We start from the raw sequence: 21659 nt of genomic DNA, 5'->3' as shown, positions 1-21659 counted from the left end.
CTGGGACGTCATGCAGATTCGCGACCTTCCGTATTCGGATCCCGGCGACCCCGATGTACGTTCGGGCCCTCGCTTCCTGTTCTGGCTCGGGCGCAATCAGCTCGGCGGGCAGCTGAAGTCCCTTTCGTGGGGGCTGCTGCACCAGCTCGGCATCGCCGGTCTGCCGGTCACCGTGGGGCTCGCCGTCCAGGCCGTCATCGACCGCTCCGGAGGGCGGCTCGCCCTCGCGGGCGGCCTCATCGTTGCCCTCGGCGTACTGATCGCCGTCGGCGACACCATGCTCCACCGGACCGCCGTGACCAACTGGATCACCGCCGCCGCGCGGGTCCAGCAGCTGCTCGCCCGCAAGACGGCCGAGCTGGGCTCCGCGCTGACCCGGCGGGTCGCGGCCGGTGAGGTCGTGGCGGTGTCGACCGGTGACGTGGAGAAGATCGGCTGGTTCGTCGAGGCGCTCTCCCGGTTCGCCGCCGCTGCCACCGCCCTCGTGGTGATCTGCGTCGGCCTGGCGGTCTACCTCCCGTCCCTCGGGCTGATGGTGGCGCTCGCCATGCCGGTGCTGGCCCTGGCCGTGCTGCCGTTGCTGCCGCGGGCCACCCGCCGCGCCGACGAGCAGCGCGAGAAGGCGGGCAAGGCCACCGAGCTGGCCTCGGACACCGTGGCCGGGCTGAGGGTGCTGCGCGGTATCGGCGGCGAGGAGCTGTTCCTCGGCCGCTACCGCCGCGCCTCCCAGGAGGTCCGCCGCGCGGCCGTGCGCAGCGCCAGGATGTGGGCGCTGATCTCGGCGGTGCAGGTGCTGCTGCCGGGGATCCTGCTGATCTCCCTGGTCTGGTACGGGGCGACGCTCGCCCGGGACGGCCGCATCGACGTCGGCCAGCTCGTCACGGTCTACAGCGCGGCCGCCCTGATGCTGTTCCCCCTGCGTCACTTCGAGGAGATCGCGATGGCGTACTCCTTCTCCCGCCCGTCCGCGCAGCGTGCGGTGCGGGTGCTGTCGCTGCACCGCAGTGCGCAGGAGGCGACCGTCGAGGGGGTGGCTCCCACCGGCGATCTGTACGACCCGGCGACCGGGCTGATGGCCCCGCGCGGGCAGTTCACCGCCGTCGTCTGCGGTGACCCGGACGAGGCGGGCCGGCTGGCCGAACGGCTCGGCGGGCACGCGGCGACCGGCGAGGAGGACGACAAGGCAGCCGCGGCGACCCCGTCGGTGCTGCTCGGCGGGGTCGCCCTGGACGAGATCCCGCTGGACGCCGCACGAGCGGCGGTCCTGGTCCAGGACAAGGACCCGGTGCTGCTGTCCGGCACGCTCCAGGAGCTGCTGGACGTCCCGTCCTCGGGCCTGGTCACCCCGGACGCGGCGCTGGAGGCGGCCCAGTGCGCCGATGTGCTGAGCGCTCTGGCCCAGGCGTCCGCCGACAACGACGGGGACCCGATGCGGACCCGGATCACCGAGCGCGGCCGGTCCCTGTCCGGCGGCCAGCGGCAGCGTCTCGCGCTGGCCCGGTCCCTGGTCACCGACCCGGAGGCGCTGGTGCTGGACGAGCCGACCTCCGCGGTCGACTCGCACACCGAGGCACGGGTCGCCGCCGGCATCGCGAAGCTGCGCCAGGGGCGTACGACGGTGGCGTTCGCCTCGTCGCCGCTGCTGCTCGACGCCGCCGACCGGGTGGTCCTCGTCCACGAGGGCACGGTCGTCGCCGTGGGGACCCACCACGACCTGCTGCGCAACGAACCGCACTACCGGGCGGTCGTCACCCGCGAGACCGACGACGAGGCAGCTGCGGCGGACGCGGTGAACGGCGTCGGTGACAGCGTCTCCGCCATGAAGAGCGACGACGTCCCCGTCTTGAAGAGCATCGAGGAAATCGAGGAGAGGGCATGATCGGCGTCGCACCCCCGGCGTACGACCCCGCGGCCCCGGAGTCGGCGACGACGCTGCCCGTGGGCACACCGACGACCGTGCGGAGTTACGTACGGAGTCTGCTGCGCCGGCACCGCAGGGCGTTCACCGTCCTGATCGCGGTCAACGCGGTGGCGGTGGTCGCCTCGATCACCGGACCGTATCTGCTGGGCGGTCTGGTCGAGGACCTCTCGGCCGGGGTCACCGACCTGCATCTGGAGCGTACGGCCGCGATCTTCGCGGTGGCCCTGGTCGTCCAGGTCCTGTTCACCCGCTCCATGCGGCTGCGCGGCGCGATGCTGGGCGAGGAGATGCTCGCGGATCTGCGCGAGGACTTCCTCGTCCGGTCCGTCGGGCTGCCGCCCGGCGTGCTGGAGCGGGCCGGGACGGGCGATCTGCTGTCCCGGATCACCACGGACATCGACCGGCTGGCGAACGCGATGCGCGAGGCCGTGCCGCAGCTGGCGATCGGGGTCGTGTGGGCGGGTCTGCTGCTCGGCGCGCTGACGGTGACCGCTCCCCCGCTGGCGCTGGCCGTGCTGATCGCGCTCCCGGTGCTGATCGTGGGCTGCCGCTGGTACTTCCGCCGTGCCCCCTCCGCGTACCGCTCGGAGGCCGCCGGTTACGCCGCCGTCGCCGCGATGCTCGCGGAGACCGTGGACGCGGGGCGGACCGTGGAGGCGCACCGCCTCGGCGGCCGCCGGGTGGCGCTGTCGGACCGGCGGGTCGAGGAATGGACCGCGTGGGAGCGGTACACGTTGTTCCTGCGCTCGGTGCTGTTCCCCGTCATCAACGCGACGTACGTGACGATCCTCGGCGCGGTCCTGCTGCTCGGCGGCTGGTTCGTGCTGGAGGGCTGGCTGACGGTCGGGCAGCTGACGACGGGGGCGCTGCTGGCCCAGATGATGGTCGACCCGATCGGTCTGATCCTGCGCTGGTACGACGAGCTCCAGGTGGCCCAGGTGTCGCTGGCCCGGCTGGTCGGCGTCCGGGACATCGAGCCGGACGCGGGCGACGCCGAGGTCGGCCCGGACGGCCGGGACGTACGGGCGGACGAGGTCCGCTTCGGGTACCGGGAAGGTGTCGACGTCCTGCACAAGGTGTCGCTCGACGTGGCTCCGGGCACCAGGCTCGCCCTGGTGGGCCCGTCCGGCGCGGGCAAGTCGACGCTGGGCCGGCTACTGGCGGGGATCTACGCACCGCGCACCGGTGAGGTGACGCTCGGCGGGGCGGAGTTGTCGCGGATGACGGCGGAGCGGGTCCGTGAGCATGTGGCCCTGGTCAACCAGGAGCACCATGTCTTCGTCGGTTCGCTCCGGGACAATCTGCGCCTGGCCAGGGAAGGGGCCGAGGACGCCGAGCTGTGGGCGTCGCTGGCCGCGGTCGACGCGGACGGCTGGGCGAAGGCGCTGGAGAAGGGGCTGGACACCGAGGTCGGTTCGGGCGGGTTCGCGCTGACCCCGGCCCAGGCGCAGCAGATCGCGCTGGCCCGGCTGGTGCTGGCCGATCCGCACACGCTGGTGCTGGACGAGGCGACCTCGCTGCTGGACCCGCGGGCCGCCCGCCATCTGGAGCGTTCCCTGGCCCGGGTGCTGGAGGGCCGTACGGTGGTGGCGATCGCGCACCGGCTGCACACCGCGCACGACGCGGATGTGATCGCGGTCGTGGAGGACGGCCGGATCAGTGAACTGGGCAGCCATGACGAGCTGGTGGCGGCGGGCGGCGCGTACGCGTCGCTGTGGCGGTCCTGGCACGGGTGAGGCGTGTTGGCCGGACGGCCCGGTGATCCCCGCGCGAACGGCCGGGGATCACCGGGCCGTTCGGGCGTCACCGAGGCGTTCGGGCGGGTTCGCCGGGCCCGTTCGGGCCTCACCGGGCCGCTGGGGCGGGGTGGGGCTGGAGGAGCTGGTCGACGGGCGCGTGGTCGTCGGTGAGCACCCGGGCGTTCCCCGTCCAGGTGGTGAGGGTGTCACCGGTGGCGATCCTCCAGCCGACGTCCCGGGCGTCCATGGCTTCCTGGATGGCCGGGGCGTCGAGCGGCCGGGCGGAGGCGACGACCACCATGTTGCCGCCGATGCTCGATGCCGTGGGGTCCAGGCCGATGTCGGCGGGCTTCCCGAGCAGCGCGACATGCGGGAAGGTCGCGGCGAGGGTGGCGACCTCGGCACGGGCGAAGGCGAGCCGGCCGTGGTCGATGAGGTTGGTGACGTACAGGCCGTCCGCGTCGAGCGCCCGGCGTACGTCCTTGAGCGCCTGGGACGTCGTGAGGTGCCAAGGCGCGCTGACGCCTCCGAAGGCGTCGCCGACGACCAAGTCGTGGCCGCTCTCGGCCAGCCGCCGCAGCCCCAGTCGCCCGTCCTCCACGCGTACGTCGATGCCGGTCGTGGCCGCGGGGCCGAGGCCGAGCCGGTCGCGGTCGATGCGGACGACCCCGGGGTCGATCTCGGAGACGAGACTGCGGGTCCCGGGGCGGGTGGCCGCGAGGTAGCGGGGGAAGGTGAGGCCGCCGCCCCCGATGTGGTGGGCGGTCAGCGGCTCGCCCTCGGGGAAGGCGGTGTCGACCACGGAGGCGAAGGCGCGTACGTACGCGAACTTCAGGTACGCCGGATCCTCCACGTCGACGTAGGAGTGGCGCAGGCCGTCCAGGACGAGTGTGCGCCCGCTGTCCCGGTCGGGGTCCTCGACGACCCGGGCGCAGTGGTAGCGGGTCTCCGCGTCGCAGCCGCCGGGGGCGAACCCGGTGGCGAGGGTGCCCGCCACGACGGTGGCGAGGGCCACGGCCGTGGCGCGCCGCCACCGCCGGGCCCGCCAGCCGGTGACGGCGGCCCCGAGCACCAGCAGCGTGCCGAGGCCGATCAGGATGGAGCTGACGGGCAGTCGCGTGACCAGGACGAACCCGGTGAGCACGGTGCCGACGATGGCTCCGAAGGTGCCGACGCCCGACAGCCGCCCGACGACCGTCCCGGTCTCGGCGAGGCTGGTGAGCCGCAGCTTCGTCACGAACGGGGTCACCGCGGAGAGCAGCGCGCCCGGCACCAGGAGGGTCGCCGACGCGACCAGCAGGAGGAGCGCGGGAGACCACTCGGCGGTGGTACGGAGCAGGAGCGGGGTGAGCGCGACGACCACGCCCGACACCCCGAGCGCGGGGGCGATGAGCCGGTGGGGATCGACCTGGTCCGCGATGCGCCCGCCCAGCCAGGAGCCCAGGGCGATGGCGGTCAGCGCGATGCCGATCACCAGCGTGCTGGTCTCCAGGGTGAGGCCGAGGTACGGGGCCAGCAGCCGCAGGGCGACGATCTCGACCACGAGGACCGCCGCGGAGGACCCGAAGACGAGGACCGCCGCGGCCCGGGAGCTCAGCCCCTGGTCGCGGGGCGGGGCGTCGTCCGCGGAAGACACGGGAGGGTCGTCGGCCACGGGCGAGGAGGGCGAGGTGGTCACCACAGCATCCTCGCACGGGGCGGGCGGCCGAACTCCCGCCGTTCCAGGGGCCGGAGGGGGAAGGACAGCCGATCCGGGCAGGACGGGAACGGGTGTTCCCGGAAATTGCGGTGCGCTCGCGCCGGGGCCGGTGATCCCATGATCGGATGCGCGGAGACGAGATGCCCATGCCCGACGCGGCCCCGGACGCCGTGACCACGACCGCCGTGACCGGCCCCGGCACGACCGCGACCACGACCGCCGTGACCGGAAGAGACCTGACCGGGACCGACACGACCACGACCGTGGACCGGGGGCGTTTCCCGGACGCGGTGACGCCCTGGGAGGACCCGGACTGGCGGGCGGAGGCCCTCGCCTGGGTGACCGAGGGCCTCGCCGCTCACGGGCTGACGGAGACGGGCCCCCGGGCGGTGCGGTTGCGTCCCTGGTCGGTGCTGGTGCGGCTGGCCGTCGCCGGGCCCGCGCCCGTCTGGTTCAAGGCCGTTCCGCCCGCCGCGGCCTTCGAGGCGGGGCTCACGGAGGCGCTGGCGCGCTGGGTCCCGGCCCGGGTGCCGGCCCCGCTCGCCGTCGAGGCGGCACGGGGCTGGACGCTGACCCCGGACGGCGGCCCGGTGCTGTCGGAGGTCCTCGACGGGCGTCCCGGCGCCCCTGACCCCGGTTACTGGGAGGAGCCGCTGCGCCAGTACGCCGCGATGCAGCGGGAGCTGACCCCGTACGCGGAGGCGATCGAGGCGCTGGGGGTTCCGGCGGCCCGGCCGCGCGACCTGCCCGCGCTGTTCGACCGGCTGGTCGCGGGGAACGCCGCGCTGACCCGGGAGGACCGGGTGGCGCTGGAGGTGCTGCGGCCCCGGGTGGCCGACTGGTGCGAGGAGCTGGCGTCGTCGGGGGGTGGCGGACTCGCTGGACCACGCCGATCTGCACGAGAAGCAGGTGTTCGCGCCCGTGTCCGGGCGGTACGCCTTCTTCGACTGGGGCGACGCTCTGGTCGGGCATCCGTTCTGCAGTCTGCTGGTGCCCGCGCGGGCGGCCCGTGAGCGCTGTGGTCCCGAGGTACTGCCCCGGCTGCGGGACGCCTACCTGGAGCCGTGGACCGGCGGGGGTGTCACCGCGGCCGGGCTGCGCCGTGCCGTGAGCCTGGCGTGGCGGCTGGCGGCGCTGGGCCGGGCCGCCTCGTGGGGGCGGATGTTCCCCGTACCGCCAGGTGGTCCGGGCGTGGCCGGGGACGCCGAGGGCGCCTACTGGCTGCGGGAGCTGGCGGCCGCCCCGCCCCTCTGACCGGGCCCCGTTTCACCCCTGCCAGGAGGCGGATGCCGGAGCCTCCGGTGAGGATGAGGGTGAATCACCCGGTAAACGGGGCAGGCGAGCGCAGAACCACGCAAGCCCGAGAAGGGACGCAGACCGTGGCACCACCCAGGATTCTCGTCGTCGGCGCCGGCTTCGCAGGCGTCGAGTGCGTACGCCGTCTGGAGCGCAGGCTCGCTCCGGGCGAGGCCCAGATCACGCTCGTCACGCCGTTCTCCTACCAGCTGTATCTGCCGCTGCTCCCCCAGGTGGCCTCCGGGGTGCTCACGCCGCAGTCCGTGGCGGTGTCGCTGCGCCGCAGCCGCCGTCACCGGACCAGGATCGTGCCGGGCGGGGCGATCGGCGTGGACACGCAGGCGAAGGTCTGTGTGATCCGGAAGATCACGGACGAGATCGTGAACGAGCCGTACGACTACCTCGTGCTGGCGGCGGGCAGCGTCACCCGCACCTTCGACATTCCCGGGCTGCTGGACAACGCCCGGGGGATGAAGACGCTGGCCGAGGCCGCGTACGTCCGCGACCACGTCATCGCCCAGCTGGACCTGGCGGACGCCAGTCACGACGAGGCCGAGCGGGCCTCCCGGCTCCAGTTCGTCGTGGTCGGCGGCGGTTACGCCGGCACGGAGACGGCCGCCTGCCTCCAGCGTCTGACGACCAACGCGGTGAAGCACTATCCGCGTCTTGACCCTCGCCTGATCAAGTGGCATCTGATCGACATCGCGCCCAAGCTGATGCCGGAGCTCGGCGACAAGCTCGGGCAGGCCGCGCTGGAGGTGCTGCGCAAGCGGAACATCGAGGTGTCGCTCGGGGTGTCGATCGCCGAGGCGGGGCCGGAGGAGGTCACGTTCACCGACGGCCGGGTGCTGCCCTGCCGGACGCTGATCTGGACCGCCGGGGTGGCCGCGAGTCCGCTGGTCGCCACGCTCGGCGCGGAGACGGTACGCGGCCGGCTCGCCGTGACCCCGCAGATGCAACTGCCGGGCGCGGACGGGGTGTTCTCGCTCGGCGACGCGGCCGCGGTGCCCGATCTGGCGAAGGGCGACGGGGCGGTCTGCCCGCCCACCGCACAGCACGCGATGCGCCAGGGCCGGGTGCTGGCGGACAACCTGATCGCCTCGGTGCGCCACGAGCCGCTCAAGGACTACGTGCACAAGGATCTGGGGCTCGTCGTGGACCTCGGCGGCAGGGACGCCGTGTCCAAGCCGCTGGGCATCGAGCTGCGCGGGATGCCCGCGCAGGCGGTGGCCCGGGGCTACCACTGGTCGGCACTGCGGACGAACGTGGCGAAGACCCGGGTCATGACGAACTGGATGCTGAACGCGGTCGCCGGTGACGACTTCGTACGGACCGGGTTCCAGTCCCGCAAACCGGCGACGCTGCGGGACTTCGAGTACACGGACGTGTATCTGACGCCCGAGCAGATCAAGGAGCACACGGCGGCGACGGTCATCAAGCACTGAGCCGCCGGGCCGTGCACGAGCGCGCCCCTTCGGGAAAGGGGCGCGCTCAGCGCTGCCGGGACAGCACCGTCTCCACGGTGTCCGCCTCCTGGGCGGTCTTGTCGTCGCGGTAGCGCAGGACGCGGGCGAAGCGGAGGGTGACCCCTGCGGGGTAGCGGGTGGAGCGCTGGAGTCCGTCGTAGGCGATCTCCACGACGAGTTCCGGGCGTACGGTGACGACGTGGCCGTCGTCGTCGGTGGCCAGCTCGCCCAGGCGCTGGGTCTGCCAGTCCAGCAAGGCGTCCGTGAGCCCCTTGAAGGTCTTGCCGAGCATCGCGAACGTACCGTCCGGGCGGCGGGCGCCCAGGTGCAGGTTGGAGAGCTTGCCGGTGCGTCGGCCGCTGCCCCGTTCAACGGCCAGCACCACCAGGTCCAGGGTGTGCACGGGCTTCACCTTCAGCCAGGACGCGCCCCGGCGGCCCGCGCTGTAGGCGGCGGCGAGGTCCTTGACGACGACGCCCTCGTGGCCGCGTTCCAGGGTGTCGGCGAGGAACGCGTCGGCCGCCGCGCGGGCCCGCTCGTCCTCCGCGTCGGGAACGAGGGCGCGGCGGACCCGCAGGTCCTCGGGGAGGAGCCGGGCCAGGGCGGCGTGGCGGTCGGTGAAGGGCAGGTCTAGCAGGTCCTCGTCGTCGACGAGGAGCGCGTCGAAGAAGACCGGGACGACGGGCACGTGCGCCGCCGCCTCCGCCACGTCCCGCCGCGAGCCCACCCGGGAGGCGGTCTCCTGGAAGGGCCGGGGCCGACCGTCCTCCCCCAGGGCGATCACCTCGCCGTCCAGGATGAAGCGGCCGGCCGGGAGGGCCGCGACGGCGGCGGTCAGCTCGGGCAGCCGTTCGGTGATGTCGTCGAGGCTCCGGGTGTAGGCGCGGATGCGGTCGCCGTCGCGGTGGACCTGCACCCGGATGCCGTCGAGCTTCTCCTCGACCGCGCACGCTCCCAGTCTGTCGAGGGCCTCGCCGACCGAGGCGGCGGTGTGCGCCAGCATCGGCTGGACGGGACGTCCGACGGTGAGCCGGAAGGCGGCGAGCGCCTCGGGCCCGTCCGCGAGGAGGACACCGGCGACCTCCTGGAGCGATCCGGCGAGCATCACGGCGCGCCGGACGTCGGCGGGCGGGGCGTCGGCGGCACGGGCCAGGGCGTCGGCCGCGACGGCGTCCAGGGCCCCCTGGCGCACCTCGCCGGTGAGCAGGGCCCGCAGGAAGCGCTGTTCGTCCTCGGTGGCGGCGGCGAAGAGGGCGCGCAGGTGCTCCTTGCGCCGGGCCTGGGAGCCGGGGCCCGAGACGGCGGCGAGGGCGGTCAGCCCGGCGTCGACGCCGGTGACGGTGAGGGTGGGTTCCGCCGCGGGCTCCACCGGGTCCCCGAGGGAGCGCCACCCCACGCCGATCCGGCCCTGGGGCAGCCGTCCGGCGAGGTACGGGATGACGACGGGGACGTCCTCGGGTCCGGCGTCCCGGAAGAGTCCGGCGAGGAGCGCCACCTTCTTGGACCGGGCGGAGGTTGCGGCGACCTCCAGGGACACCTGGGCGAGCTCGGCGAGCAGCATGCGCCCATGGTGCTACGGGGTGGAGCGCGCCGCCCGCCGGAAGGACACCGGACGGGCTGCCCGCCGGCCGGCCGCCCGGTGCGTCATATGTAGTTGAGGGCGGCGGCCCCGCCCACTCCCCCGAGGACCATGAAGGCGGGCATCAGTACCTTCATCTCCACCCAGCTGCCGGCCCGGAAGCGCATGGCCTTCGGCGGGCCGATCGGGTACCAGCGCTTGCGGCCGATCGGGATGGGCCACAGGATCGGGCAGCCCGAGACGGTCAGGGCGTCGCCGATGTCGTGGACGAGGGCGCCCAGCACGATCGGCAGGCCGAGCCACATGTACTCCTGGCCGGGGGCGTCGAACAGCCAGTCGGCCCCGTGGCCGGGCTTGTCCAGGACGCCGGCCAGGATCCACGCGCTGGTCGCGCCGAGCAGCCACACCAGGACGTCGCTGGAGACGCGGGCGGCCCGCCAGAGCAGGCCCTCGACGGCGAGCACGAGGTGGACGAAGAGGATCACGAGGACGGCCCAGCGGCCGCCAGTGATCGCGGCCACGGAGCAGCCGCCTCCGATGAGTACGGCCCACAGCCAGGTGTGGGTGAGGGTGCGGTGTCCGCCGGTCCTGCGGGGGTCCCCGGGGCTCTTGGTGGCTTTGTAGACGGCGTAGGAGAGCTTGTCGACGATCTCGCAGAGGGCTTTGGAGACGGGGCCGAAGGCGCGCGAGATGGTCGCGGACTTGTGGTCGAGGTCGGGGGCGAGCGCGGCTCCCGCGCAGATCAGCGCCCCGACGACGAGGACGGGCCAGGGCATCGTGTGGCCCGCGGCGGCGGCCGCCGCACCCACCCCCAGCCAGGCCGCTGCCCCTGACAGAGAGTGTGCCGGTCCCATCATGGTCTGTCCCGCCCCCAGTGGTTCGTACGCCCATCACCGGTACGGTGCGGGCAGGTTGAGTCCGCAGCGTATCGCCCATGATCTTGGTCGCGTCGGCCGGTTCCCTCATCCGGCCGGAAGACAGGCAAGATGGGGGCGTGACCCTCATCGACCAGCTTCCCCAGACCGCCGACCCTGACGCCCTCTTCGAGGCTTTTTCCTCATGGACCGAGAGCCAGGGCATCACGATGTACCCGGCTCAGGAGGAGGCGCTGATCGAGGTGGTCTCCGGGGCGAACGTGATCCTGTCCACCCCGACCGGCTCGGGCAAGAGCCTGGTGGCGGCGGGCGCGCACTTCACGGCGCTGGCCCAGGACAAGGTCACCTTCTACACGGCTCCGATCAAGGCGCTGGTGTCGGAGAAGTTCTTCGACCTGTGCAAGCTCTTCGGCACCGAGAACGTCGGCATGCTCACCGGTGACGCCTCGGTCAACGCGGACGCCCCGGTGATCTGCTGTACGGCCGAGGTGCTGGCCTCCATCGCGCTGCGCGACGGCAAGTACGCCGACATCGGCCAGGTCGTGATGGACGAGTTCCACTTCTACGCCGAGCCGGACCGGGGCTGGGCCTGGCAGATTCCGCTGCTGGAGCTGCCGCAGGCGCAGTTCGTGCTGATGTCGGCGACGCTCGGCGATGTCTCGATGTTCGAGAAGGACCTGACGCGCCGTACCGGCCGCCCCACCTCGGTGGTGCGCTCGGCGACCCGCCCGGTGCCGCTGAGCTACGAATACCGCTTCACGCCGATCACCGAGACGCTCACCGAGCTGCTGGACACCCGGCAGTCGCCGGTCTACATCGTGCACTTCACTCAGGCGGCGGCCGTGGAGCGGGCGCAGTCGCTGATGAGCATCAACATGTGCACGAAGGAGGAGAAGGAGAAGATCGCCGATCTGATCGGCAGCTTCCGCTTCACCACCAAGTTCGGCCAGAACCTCTCCCGTTACGTACGCCACGGCATCGGGGTGCACCACGCGGGGATGCTGCCGAAGTACCGCCGGCTGGTGGAGAAGCTGGCGCAGGCGGGTCTGCTGAAGGTGATCTGCGGGACGGACACGCTCGGCGTGGGCGTCAACGTCCCCATCCGTACGGTGCTGTTCACGGCGCTCACCAAGTACGACGGGAACCGGGTGCGGACCCTGCGGGCGCGGGAGTTCCACCAGATCGCGGGCCGGGCCGGGCGGGCCGGGTTCGACACGGCCGGGTTCGTCGTAGCGCAGGCCCCCGAGCACGTCATCGAGAACGAGAAGGCGCTGAAGAAGGCGGGCGACGACCCGAAGAAGAAGCGCAAGGTGGTCCGCAAGAAGGCCCCCGAGGGCTTCGTCGCCTGGTCGGAGTCGACGTTCGACAAGCTGATCCAGTCCGAGCCGGAGCCGCTGACCTCCCGTTTCCGGGTCACCCACACGATGCTCCTCGCGGTCATCGCCCGCCCGGGCAACGCGTTCGAGGCGATGCGGCACCTGCTGGAGGACAACCACGAGCCGCGCCGGGCGCAGCTGCGGCACATCCGGCGGGCCATCGCCATCTACCGTTCGCTGCTGGACGGCGGGGTGGTGGAGCAGTTGGACACCCCGGACGCCGAGGGCCGGATCGTGCGGCTGACGGTCGACCTCCAGCAGGACTTCGCGCTGAACCAGCCGCTGTCCACGTTCGCGCTGGCCGCGTTCGACCTGCTGGACGCCGAATCGCCGTCGTACGCGCTGGACATGGTGTCGGTCGTCGAGTCGACGCTGGACGATCCCCGGCAGATCCTGGCCGCGCAGCAGAACAAGGCGCGCGGCGAGGCCGTGGGGCAGATGAAGGCGGACGGGGTCGAGTACGAGGAGCGGATGGAGCGGCTCCAGGAGGTCACGTACCCGAAGCCGCTGAGCGAGCTGCTGTGGCACGCGTACGACGTGTACCGCACGAGCCACCCGTGGGTGAACGACCACCCGGTGTCGCCGAAGTCGGTGATCCGGGACATGTACGAGCGCGCCATGACGTTCACGGAGTTCACCTCGCACTACGAGCTGGCCCGGACCGAGGGCATCGTGCTGCGGTATCTGGCGAGCGCGTACAAGGCGCTGGAGCACACGATCCCGGACGACGTGAAGTCGGAGGACCTCCAGGACCTGATCTCCTGGCTGGGCGAGATGGTGCGTCAGGTGGACTCCAGTCTGCTGGACGAGTGGGAGCAGCTGGCCAACCCCGAGGTGGAGACCGCGGAGCAGGCGCAGGAGAAGGCGGACGAGGTCAAGCCGGTCACGGCGAACGCGCGCGCCTTCCGGGTGCTGGTGCGCAACGCGATGTTCCGCCGGGTGGAGCTGGCCGCGCTGGACCGGGCCGGTGCGCTGGGCGAGCTGGACGGTGACTCCGGGTGGGACGAGGACGCGTGGGGCGAGGCCCTGGACGCGTACTGGGACGCGCACGAGGAGATCGGGACCGGTCCGGACGCGCGCGGCCCGAAGCTGCTGAAGATCGAGGAGGACCCGGCGCACGGGCTGTGGCGGGTCTGGCAGGCGTTCGCCGATCCGGCGGGCGATCACGACTGGGGCATCAAGGCCGAGGTGGACCTCGCGGCGTCCGACGAGGAGGGCCGGGCGGTCGTCCGGGTCACCGAGGTCGGCCAGCTGTGAACCGGACTCCGACGCGCAACGGGAGAGGTACGGCATGACGAACCCGGCCGAGCATCTGGTCGATCTTCTCGACCTGGAGCCGATCGAGGTCAACATCTTCCGGGGCCGCAGCCCGGAGGAGTCCCTGCAACGGGTCTTCGGCGGGCAGGTCGCGGGCCAGGCGCTGGTGGCGGCGGGCCGGACGACCGACGGGGAGCGGCCGGTGCACTCGCTGCACGCCTACTTCCTGCGGCCGGGACGCCCCGGAGTGCCGATCGTCTACCAGGTGGAGCGGGTGCGGGACGGCCGGTCCTTCACCACCCGGCGGGTGACGGCGGTCCAGGAGGGCCGGACGATCTTCAACCTGACGGCGTCCTTCCACCGCCCCGAGGAGGCGGGCTTTGAACACCAACTGCCGCCCGCCCGGATCGTGCCGGACCCGGAGGAGCTGCCGACGGTCGCCGAGGAGGTGCGCGAGCACCTGGGGGCGCTGCCGGAGGCGCTGGAGCGGATGGCCCGCCGTCAGCCCTTCGACATCCGCTACGTCGACCGGCTGCGCTGGACGAAGGACGAGATCCAGGACGCCGATCCGCGCAGCGCGGTGTGGATGCGGGCGGTGGGCCCGCTGGGCGACGACCCGCTGGTGCACACCTGCGCGCTGACGTACGCGAGCGACATGACGCTGCTGGACGCGGTCCGTATCCCGGTGGAGCCGCTGTGGGGCCCGCGCGGCTTCGACATGGCGTCCCTGGACCATGCCATGTGGTTCCACCGGCCGTTCCGGGCGGACGAGTGGTTCCTGTACGACCAGGAGTCGCCGATCGCGACGGGCGGGCGGGGCCTGGCTCGGGGGCGGATCTACGACCGTTCGGGGCAGCTGCTGGTGTCGGTGGTGCAGGAGGGTCTTTTCCGGCGGCTGGAGCAGTAGACCCGTCCGGCTCACGTGCCCGGCAGCGGGTCCTGGTCGACCTCGTGGCGGCGGGTGCGGATGTCCGGCGGCGCCGGGTGCAGCTTGGCGTCGCAGGACGGGCCGAGGCCGGCCCGCCGCGAGTCGGCCCCGGTCAGGGGCCGGCCGCAGAGACGGCAGCGGACGAGGCGGCGGCCCTCCGGCGGCCCGCCGTCGGTGGCCCTCTCCTCGCGGACCGCTTCGTCGGCCCCGGGCAGCGGTTCGGGGAAGGCATCGGGTGTGTCGGGGGTGTCCACCCCTTCATGATCCCAGCCCGGGCGGGCGGCCGCCTGCGGCCCCGGTGCCCCGGCCCGTGCGGGTGACCGCCGGTTTGCCGAACGGTGCCGGTGCCGCGTTACTGGAGTGAGCCCCGGGCCGCCCGCCGGGCACAGCTCCGTGCGACGGGGCAGGGAGCCGCGGAGGTGCCGGGATGGACATGATCCACATCCGCGCGGTGAGCCCGCCGGACCTGACCGACGAGGTCGTCGGCCTTCTCTCGGCCGACCCGTGCGTGCTCAACCTGATCGTCCAGCGCGATGCCGCCCGCCGCCCCGACGGCGATGCCATCGCCTGCGACGTACTGACGGGGGCGGCCAACGACGTGCTGCGCCGACTGCGCGCCGTCCGTCTCGACCAGCGGGGCTCCCTCGTCATCGAACCCGTCGACATGGCCTTCTCCGGTGCGGCCACCGAGGGCGGGCAGCGCGAGCTGGGGCCGCTGAGCCGGGCCCCGGTCTGGGAACAGGTCGAGGCACGCATCAGGTCCGGGGGCCGGTATCCGCCGAGCTTCTACCTGTACCTGGTCATCGCCGGGCTGATCGGGTCGGTCGGCATCGTCACCAACTCGCAGATCCTGATCGTCGGGGCGATGGTCGTCGGGCCGGAGTACGGAGCCATCGTCAGTGTGGCGCTGGGGATCGACCGGCGCCACCGGTCCATGGTGCGCAGCGGGCTGGCCGCCCTGGGCGTCGGCTTCCTCCTCACCATCGTGGTGACCTTCCTCTTCGCCCTCCTCATCCGGGGTTTCGGGCTGGAGTCGGAGGCGTTCGACCGGGGGCTGCGGCCCGTCTCCAACCTCATCAACACGCCGAACTTCTTCTCCGTCGCTGTCGCCACCCTGGCCGGGATCGTCGGGATCGTGTCGCTCACCGAGGCCAGGACCAGTGCTCTGCTCGGGGTGTTCATCTCCGTGACGACGATCCCGGCCGCCGCGGACATCGCCGTCTCCACCGCGTACACCAGCTGGTCCGACGTACGGGGCTCGGCCATCCAGCTCTTCGTCAACATCCTCGTGCTGATCGTGGTGGGCGCGTTCGCGCTCAAGGCCCAGCGGGCGATCTGGCAGCGGGTCCGCCTCCGCCGCGACCGTGAGCGCCGGATCGCCGAACAGGCCTGAGGAAGGCCGGAAGGAGCCACGTCATGGACCGGGAAGCCGAGGCGCCGCTGCGCGCCGCACCGCACGCGACACCGGCCGAACGGGCGGCACTGGGCAAGGCCGCCCGCCGTGAGGCGCCCCGGTCGGGCCATGCGGAGTTCTCCCCGTCGCCGCGCCGCCCCGATCCGCTGACCGTCCTCGAAGCCCAGTCGGCGGACCGGGTTCCCGAGCTGGTCCCGATCCGCTATGCCCGGATGACGGAGTCCCCGTTCCGCTTCTACCGGGGAGCGGCCGCGCTGATGGCCGCCGACCTGGCCGGCACCCCGGTGTCGGGAATCAGGGCGCAGTTGTGCGGTGACGCCCATCTGCTGAACTTCCGGCTGCTGGCCTCCCCCGAGCGGAATCTCCTCTTCGACATCAACGACTTCGACGAGACGCTCCCGGGGCCCTGGGAGTGGGACGTCAAACGGCTCGCGGCGAGCCTCGTCATCGCGGGGCGGGCGAACGGCTTCACGCTCCGGGAGCGGGCCGGGGTCGTCCGGGCCACGGTCCGCTCTTACCGGGAGGCGATGGTCCGGTTCGCGGGCATGCGCAATCTGGACGTCTGGTACGCGCGGACGGATGCTGAGCGGCTGCGCACGGTGGCCGCGGAACAGTTGGGCGGACGAGGGCGCAGGAATGTCGACCGGGCGTTGGGGAAGGCCCGGTCCCGGGACAGCCTTCAGGCGTTCGGGAAGCTCGCCGAGGTGGTCGACGGGCGGCTGCGGATCGCGGCGGATCCCCCGATGGTCGTCCCGCTGACCGATCTGACGCCGGGGGTGGACCGGGACGCGGTGTTCCGGCAGTTCGGCTCCATGCTGGCGGGGTACGCACGCAGCCTGCCACCCGATCGGCGCAGTCTGCTGGAGGACTTCGCGCTGGTGGACGTGGCCCGGAAGGTCGTCGGTGTGGGCAGTGTCGGCACCCGGTGCTGGATCGTCCTGCTGCTCGGCCGGGACGGCGGGGATCCGCTGCTGCTCCAGGCCAAGGAGGCCGGTCCCTCGGTGCTGGCGGAGTTCACCGGGGCGAGCCGGTATGCGAACCAGGGCGAACGGGTGGTCGCGGGGCAGCGCCTGATGCAGGCGGCCGGTGACATCTTCCTGGGCTGGGAGCGGGCCGACGGCATCGACGGCCGGAGCCGGGACTTCTACGTACGCCAGCTGCGCGACTGGAAGGGCATCGCCGAACCGGAGTCGATGCCGCCGAAGGGGATGCGGGCGTTCGGCGAGGTGTGCGGGGCCACGCTGGCCCGCGCCCATGCCCGGTCCGGGGACCGGATCGCCATCGCCGGCTATCTGGGCGGCAAGGACGTCTTCGACCGGGCGATCGCCACGTTCTCGGAGTCGTACGCGGACCGCAACGAGCTGGACCACCGGGCACTGGTCGACGCGGTGGCCGCGGGCCGGCTGCCCGCGGCCGGCGCGAACGGCACCTCCGGCGCGGACGGTCTTCCGGGGCCGGGCGGCTGACCTTCCGCGCCGGAGGGTGTGTTCCCGGCGGCGGCGGGCGGCCCGGCCCGCCGCCGCGTGGTATCCCGGCGTGGAGCCGTGGGGGATGCCCTCTTCCGATGTCCGACGGCCGGGTGGGGTGTCCCCCTGCCCGACGGCCGGGGGCGCCCCTTTCCCTACCGTCGTCACGCCGAGGAGCCGCGCCCATGCCGACCACGCCCCCGGTCACCCCCGCCACCGCGCCGGAGGACCCGTACGCGGCGGTCCGCACGCGGAAGTACGCGGTGCTGCTGCTGATGGCGGCCGTTCTCGGGGTGCCGGTCTCCGCGGTCGCGTTCGGTTTCCTGGCGCTGGTCTCGGAGCTCCAGTCGCTCACGTACACGGAGCTGCCGAAGGCGCTGGGGTTCGAGGCGACCCCGTCGTGGTGGCCCGTTCCGCTGCTTGGCGTCGCCGGGCTCCTGGTCGGGCTCGTCGTGCGCCGGCTGCCGGGCGGGGGCGGGCACCGGCCGGCGGAGGGGCTGGTGTCCACCGGCGCCCCGCCCGCGGCGGATCTGCCCGGGATCGTGCTCGCGGCGCTCGTCTCGCTGGGCGTGGGCGCGGTGCTGGGGCCGGAGGCGCCCCTGATCGCGCTGGGCGGCGGGCTGGCCGTCTGGGCGGCGGGGCGTATCAAGCGGGACCTGGCACCGGATGCGCGGTCCCTGGTCGGGGCGTCGGGGAGCTTCGCCGCGGTGAGCGCCCTGCTGGGGTCGCCGCTGCTGGGCGCGTTCCTGCTGATGGAGGTGGCGGGTCTGGCCGGGCCGATGCTGGGCGTGGTCCTGGTGCCCGGGCTGCTCTCGGCGGGCATCGGCGCGCTGATCTTCACGGGGCTGGGCTCCTGGACGGGCCTGGGGACGTACTCCCTGACGCTGGGCGAGGTGCCGTCGGCGACGAGCCCCGATGCCGCCGGGTTCGGGTGGGCGCTGGTGCTCGGTGTCGCGGCGGCCTTCGCGGGTGCGGGTATCCGCCGGCTCTCGCTGGCCCTCCAGGAACGCGTGGCGCGGCGGACGGTGGTGGGCACGGCGGTGATGGGCCTGGTCGTCGGCGCGCTGGCGCTGGTGTACGCCGAGACGTCGGGCAAGGACGGTTCCCAGGTGCTGTATTCGGGCGAGCACGAACTGGGCCACTTCCTGTCCGAGAGCGCGGAGTACTCGGTCGGCGCGCTCGTCCTGCTCATCGTCTGCAAGTCGCTCGCGTACTGCGCCTCGTTGAGCTGTTTCCGGGGCGGCCCGGTCTTTCCCGCGATGTTCGTGGGCGCGGTGGGCGGTGTCGCGCTGTCCCACCTGCCGGGGCTGCATCTCACGGCGGGGTTCGCGATGGGCATCGGGGCCATGTGCGTGGCGATGCTGCGGCTGCCGATGACCTCGGTGCTCCTGGCGACGCTGCTGCTGGGCAAGGAGGGGCTCACACTGATGCCTCTGGTGATCGTGGCGGTGGTGGTGGCGTACGTGGTCACGGTCCGGCTGACGCCCGCACCGGCGGACCGGGACGGGGCACGGACCGGGTCCCCCTAGGTCCTGTCGTCGAACTGCCGTCTGCCGCGCTTCGGGCGACGACGGCAGTTTGACGACAGGACCTAGAAAACCTTCCCCGATCAGGGATACGATCCCGAATATGGGAGATGCGATCGAGGAGCCGGATCCCATGGGCGTCCGGCTCGCCGTGCGACTGGCGGACCTGCGCACCGAGCACGGCTGGTCCCTGGACGAGCTGGCCCGCCGCAGCGGGGTGAGCCGGTCGACGCTGTCGCGGCTGGAGCGCTGCGAGGTGAGCCCGACCGCCACGCTGCTCGGGCGGCTGTGCACGGTCTACGGCCGGACGATGTCCCGGCTGCTCATGGAGGTGGAGGCCGAGCCCCCGCCCCTGGTGCCCGCGGCCCGGCAGACGGTCTGGCGCGACGAGGCGGCCGGGTTCGTCCGGAGGTCGGTCTCGCCGCCGCATCCCGGGCTGCGCGCAGAGGTCGTCGAGTCCGTCCTCGAACCGGGTGCGTCGATCGCCTACGAGAACGCGCCCGTGCCCGGTGTCGAGCAGCACATCTGGGTACGGGAAGGCACGGTGGAGGTGACGGTCGCCGAGGTGACGCACACCGTGCGCACCGGGGACTGCCTCCGCTTCAGGCTGCACGGCCCGTCCCGCTTCCACTGCGCGGGGCCGGGGCGGGCACGCTACGCCCTGCTGGTCGTCCTGCCCTGACCCGCGCCCCGGACTCCCTCCCCTCGACCGTTCCCCCGCGAAAGGACCCCGCCCATGACCGAGATCGTCCATGTGTCCGCCCCCGAGCTGGTCACGTACGCCGACGACCTGGCCGGCCTGCTGGTCGAGACCGTCGACGAGGGGTCCTCGGTCGGCTTCCTGGCCCCGTTGGACCGGGAGACGGCCGCCATCTGGTGGCGGGAGCGGGCCGCCTCCGTGGAGGCCGGGAGTATCGGCATCTGGATCGCCCGCGAGGGCGGCCGGGTCTCCGGGACGATCGCCCTGGTCCGCGCCCCGCTGCCGAACGCCCGGCACCGCGCGGAGGTCGCCAAGCTGATGGTCCGCCCGTCGGCACGCGGGCAGGGGCTCGGCGGAGCGCTGCTCGCGGCGGTGGAGGCGTACGCGGCGACCGAGGGCATCACGCTGCTGGTCCTGGACACCGAGACCGGCAGTCTGGCCGAGCAGGTCTACTGCAAGGCGGGGTGGAAAGAGGTCGGGAGCGTGCCGGGATACGCGGCCGATCCGGCGGGCAGCCTGAAGCCGACGACCTTCTACTACAAGGAGCTCGCCGCTCCGTGAGCGGTGGGCGGCACAATGAGCGGCACCACGCAAGGAACAGGGAGAGCTTCATGACGCTGCACGACATTCCGCTGCGCACCCTCACGGGCGAGCCGACCACGCTGGGCGCGTACAGCGGCCGGACCGTCCTGGTGGTCAACGTGGCCTCCAAGTGCGGACTCACCCCGCAGTACGAGGGCCTGGAGCGGCTGCAGCAGAACTACGGGGACCGGGGCCTGACCGTGCTCGGCGTCCCGTGCAACCAGTTCGCCGGGCAGGAGCCGGGCAGCGCGGAGGAGATCCAGACGTTCTGCTCGACGACGTACGGGGTCAGCTTCCCGCTGCTGGAGAAGACCGACGTCAACGGCGACGGCCGGCACCCGCTGTACACGGAGCTGACGCGGCTGGCGGACGCGGACGGGGAGGCCGGGGACGTCCAGTGGAACTTCGAGAAGTTCGTGATCTCGCCGGCCGGTGAGCCGGTGGCCCGGATCCGGCCGCGCTCGGAGCCGGAGTCCACGGAGGTCGTGGCGGCGATCGAGGCGCACCTGCCGGGCTGAGCGCACGGGGAAGGGCGGCCGGGGATCCGTGTCCCCGGCTGCCCTTCCGTATATCCGCGGTCCGCTGTCCGCTTCTCCGCTAGCGGATCGGCATGCCCGAGAGCGTGCGGGCGATCACCAGGCGCTGGATCTCGCTGGTGCCCTCGAAGATGGTGTAGATGGCCGCGTCGCGGTGCATGCGCTCGACGGGGTACTCCCGGGTGAAGCCGTTGCCGCCGAGGATCTGGATCGCCTGCGCGGTGACGTCCCGGGCGGTCTCGCTCGCGTACAGCTTCGACATGGAGCCCTCGGCCGAGGTGAACGGCTTGCCGGTGGTGGCCATCCAGGAGGCGCGCCAGACCAGCAGCCGGGCCGCGTCGATGCGGGTGCGCATGTCGGCGAGCTGGAAGGCGATGCCCTGGTTGTCGATGATCGGGCGGCCGAACTGGCTGCGGGTCTTCGCGTAGTCGAGGGCGACCTCGTAGGCGGCGCGGGCGGTACCGACGGCCATGGCGCCGACGGCCGGACGGGAGGCCTCGAAGGTGGCCATCGCCGCGTTCTTCACCCGCTCGCCGCCCGCCTTGGCGCGCTCCCGGGCGCGGGCGAGGCGCTCGTCGAGCTTCTCCTTGCCGCCGAGCAGGCAGTGCCCGGGGACGCGGACGTCCTCCAGGACCACCTCGGCGGTGTGGGAGGCGCGGATGCCGTGCTTCTTGAACTTCTGGCCCTGGGAGAGGCCGGGGGTGTCCGGCGGCACGATGAAGGAGGCGTGGCCCTTGGAGCCGATGTCGGGGTCGACGACGGCGACGACGACGTGGACGTTGGCTATGCCGCCGTTGGTCGCCCAGGTCTTGGTGCCGTTGAGGACCCACTCGTCCTTGGCCTCGTCGTAGACGGCCCGGGTGCGCATCGAGGCGACGTCGGATCCGGCGTCGGGCTCGGAGGAGCAGAAGGCGGCGACCTTCACGTCGTCGGCGTCGCCGTACATCTGCGGGATCCAGGTGCCGATCTGCTCCTCGGTGCCGTTGGCCAGGACGCCGACGGCCGCCAGGCCCGTACCGACGATCGACAGGGCGATGCCCGCGTCGCCCCAGAAGAGCTCTTCCATAGCCATGGGGATGCCCAGACCCGTAGGGTCGAAGAACTGCTGGGCGTAGAAGTCCAGGGAGTAGATGCCGACCTTGGCCGCCTCCTGGATGACGGGCCAGGGCGTTTCCTCACGCTCGTCCCACTCGGCGGCGGCGGGGCGGATGACATCCGCCGCGAAGCCGTGGAGCCACTCCTTGACCTGCTTCTGGTCGTCGTTGAGCTCAAGCGTGAACTCGGCCATGTTTCCCCTCC

General features: G+C 72.7%; 16 protein-coding genes and 1 pseudogene. 12 read left to right on the top strand and 5 right to left on the bottom strand.

Annotated features, from left to right (window positions below; all coding sequences use genetic code 11):
* Positions 1-10 precede the first annotated feature (10 nt).
* Positions 11-1879 (top strand): ABC transporter transmembrane domain-containing protein, encoded by a 1869-nt coding sequence (locus tag IE140_RS30550; RefSeq protein WP_150195702.1) that lies wholly within the window; start codon positions 11-13, stop codon positions 1877-1879.
* Positions 1876-3657, top strand: a complete 1782-nt coding sequence (locus tag IE140_RS30545) for an ABC transporter ATP-binding protein (protein WP_150195705.1) — start codon at positions 1876-1878, stop codon at positions 3655-3657. The genes IE140_RS30550 and IE140_RS30545 overlap by 4 nt, the downstream gene beginning before the upstream one ends.
* Positions 3658-3766: 109 nt before the next feature.
* Here the strand turns inward: IE140_RS30545 and IE140_RS30540 are convergent, their stop codons facing one another.
* Positions 3767-5338 carry a fused MFS/spermidine synthase gene (locus tag IE140_RS30540; RefSeq protein WP_150195707.1) on the bottom strand — a complete coding sequence of 524 codons (1572 nt, stop codon included), beginning with the start codon at positions 5336-5338 and terminating at the stop codon, positions 3767-3769.
* Positions 5339-5595: 257 nt separating this feature from the next.
* Between IE140_RS30540 and IE140_RS30535 the strand changes: the two are divergent.
* Together IE140_RS30535 and IE140_RS30530 are read left to right on the top strand one after the other, a co-directional pair.
* A pseudogene (locus IE140_RS30535) lies at positions 5596-6613 on the top strand (phosphotransferase).
* A 125-nt stretch (positions 6614-6738) separates the two neighbouring features.
* Complete coding sequence (locus tag IE140_RS30530; protein WP_150195709.1) at positions 6739-8100, top strand: NAD(P)/FAD-dependent oxidoreductase; 1362 nt, start codon at positions 6739-6741, stop codon at positions 8098-8100.
* 46 nt (positions 8101-8146) lie between these two features.
* On the opposite strand, the gene IE140_RS30525 is transcribed toward IE140_RS30530, so the two are convergent.
* Entirely contained in the window at positions 8147-9682 is a 1536-nt protein-coding gene (locus IE140_RS30525; protein ID WP_150195711.1) for an ATP-dependent DNA ligase, read from the bottom strand.
* An 83-nt stretch (positions 9683-9765) separates the two neighbouring features.
* A complete protein-coding gene (locus IE140_RS30520) occupies positions 9766-10557 on the bottom strand; it encodes a metal-dependent hydrolase (protein WP_093436885.1) in 792 nt (263 codons plus the stop codon).
* A 77-nt stretch (positions 10558-10634) separates the two neighbouring features.
* Here IE140_RS30520 and IE140_RS30515 point away from each other — a divergent pair, with 77 nt between their 5' ends.
* Both IE140_RS30515 and IE140_RS30510 read left to right on the top strand, forming a co-directional pair.
* Positions 10635-13208 (top strand): DEAD/DEAH box helicase, encoded by a 2574-nt coding sequence (locus IE140_RS30515; protein WP_189460882.1) that lies wholly within the window; start codon positions 10635-10637, stop codon positions 13206-13208.
* Between the two features lie 34 nt (positions 13209-13242).
* The gene (locus tag IE140_RS30510; RefSeq protein WP_032778617.1) at positions 13243-14115 is read left to right on the top strand and encodes an acyl-CoA thioesterase; all 873 of its coding nucleotides are present in this window, start codon (positions 13243-13245) and stop codon (positions 14113-14115) included.
* A gap of 11 nt (positions 14116-14126) precedes the next feature.
* On the opposite strand, the gene IE140_RS30505 is transcribed toward IE140_RS30510, so the two are convergent.
* Positions 14127-14390 carry a DUF6011 domain-containing protein gene (locus IE140_RS30505; RefSeq protein ID WP_093436888.1) on the bottom strand — a complete coding sequence of 88 codons (264 nt, stop codon included), beginning with the start codon at positions 14388-14390 and terminating at the stop codon, positions 14127-14129.
* 173 nt (positions 14391-14563) lie between these two features.
* Between IE140_RS30505 and IE140_RS30500 the strand changes: the two genes are divergently transcribed.
* From IE140_RS30500 to IE140_RS30475, 6 genes are all read left to right on the top strand, one after another.
* The gene (locus IE140_RS30500; RefSeq protein ID WP_100564462.1) at positions 14564-15529 is read left to right on the top strand and encodes a DUF389 domain-containing protein; all 966 of its coding nucleotides are present in this window, start codon (positions 14564-14566) and stop codon (positions 15527-15529) included.
* Positions 15530-15552: 23 nt separating this feature from the next.
* Positions 15553-17016, top strand: coding sequence for a DUF2252 domain-containing protein (locus tag IE140_RS30495; protein WP_150195716.1), 1464 nt, complete (start codon positions 15553-15555; stop codon positions 17014-17016).
* A 185-nt stretch (positions 17017-17201) separates the two neighbouring features.
* Positions 17202-18545 carry a chloride channel protein gene (locus tag IE140_RS30490; RefSeq protein ID WP_189460880.1) on the top strand — a complete coding sequence of 448 codons (1344 nt, stop codon included), beginning with the start codon at positions 17202-17204 and terminating at the stop codon, positions 18543-18545.
* Positions 18546-18645: 100 nt separating this feature from the next.
* The gene (locus tag IE140_RS30485; protein ID WP_150193584.1) at positions 18646-19224 is read left to right on the top strand and encodes a helix-turn-helix domain-containing protein; all 579 of its coding nucleotides are present in this window, start codon (positions 18646-18648) and stop codon (positions 19222-19224) included.
* A 54-nt stretch (positions 19225-19278) separates the two neighbouring features.
* Positions 19279-19803 carry a GNAT family N-acetyltransferase gene (locus tag IE140_RS30480; protein ID WP_093436898.1) on the top strand — a complete coding sequence of 175 codons (525 nt, stop codon included), beginning with the start codon at positions 19279-19281 and terminating at the stop codon, positions 19801-19803.
* Positions 19804-19853: 50 nt separating this feature from the next.
* On the top strand, positions 19854-20342 hold the full coding sequence (locus IE140_RS30475; RefSeq protein ID WP_006122870.1) for a glutathione peroxidase: 489 nt from the start codon (positions 19854-19856) through the stop codon (positions 20340-20342).
* 79 nt (positions 20343-20421) lie between these two features.
* On the opposite strand, the gene IE140_RS30470 is transcribed toward IE140_RS30475, so the two are convergent.
* Positions 20422-21648, bottom strand: a complete 1227-nt coding sequence (locus IE140_RS30470) for an acyl-CoA dehydrogenase family protein (RefSeq protein WP_006122871.1) — start codon at positions 21646-21648, stop codon at positions 20422-20424.
* Positions 21649-21659 lie beyond the last annotated feature (11 nt).

The sequence above is a fragment of the Streptomyces parvus genome (genome assembly GCF_014648875.1).
Taxonomy (GTDB): Bacteria; Actinomycetota; Actinomycetes; order Streptomycetales; family Streptomycetaceae; genus Streptomyces; species Streptomyces parvus.
This window is presented reverse-complemented; position numbering and strand designations above follow the sequence as displayed.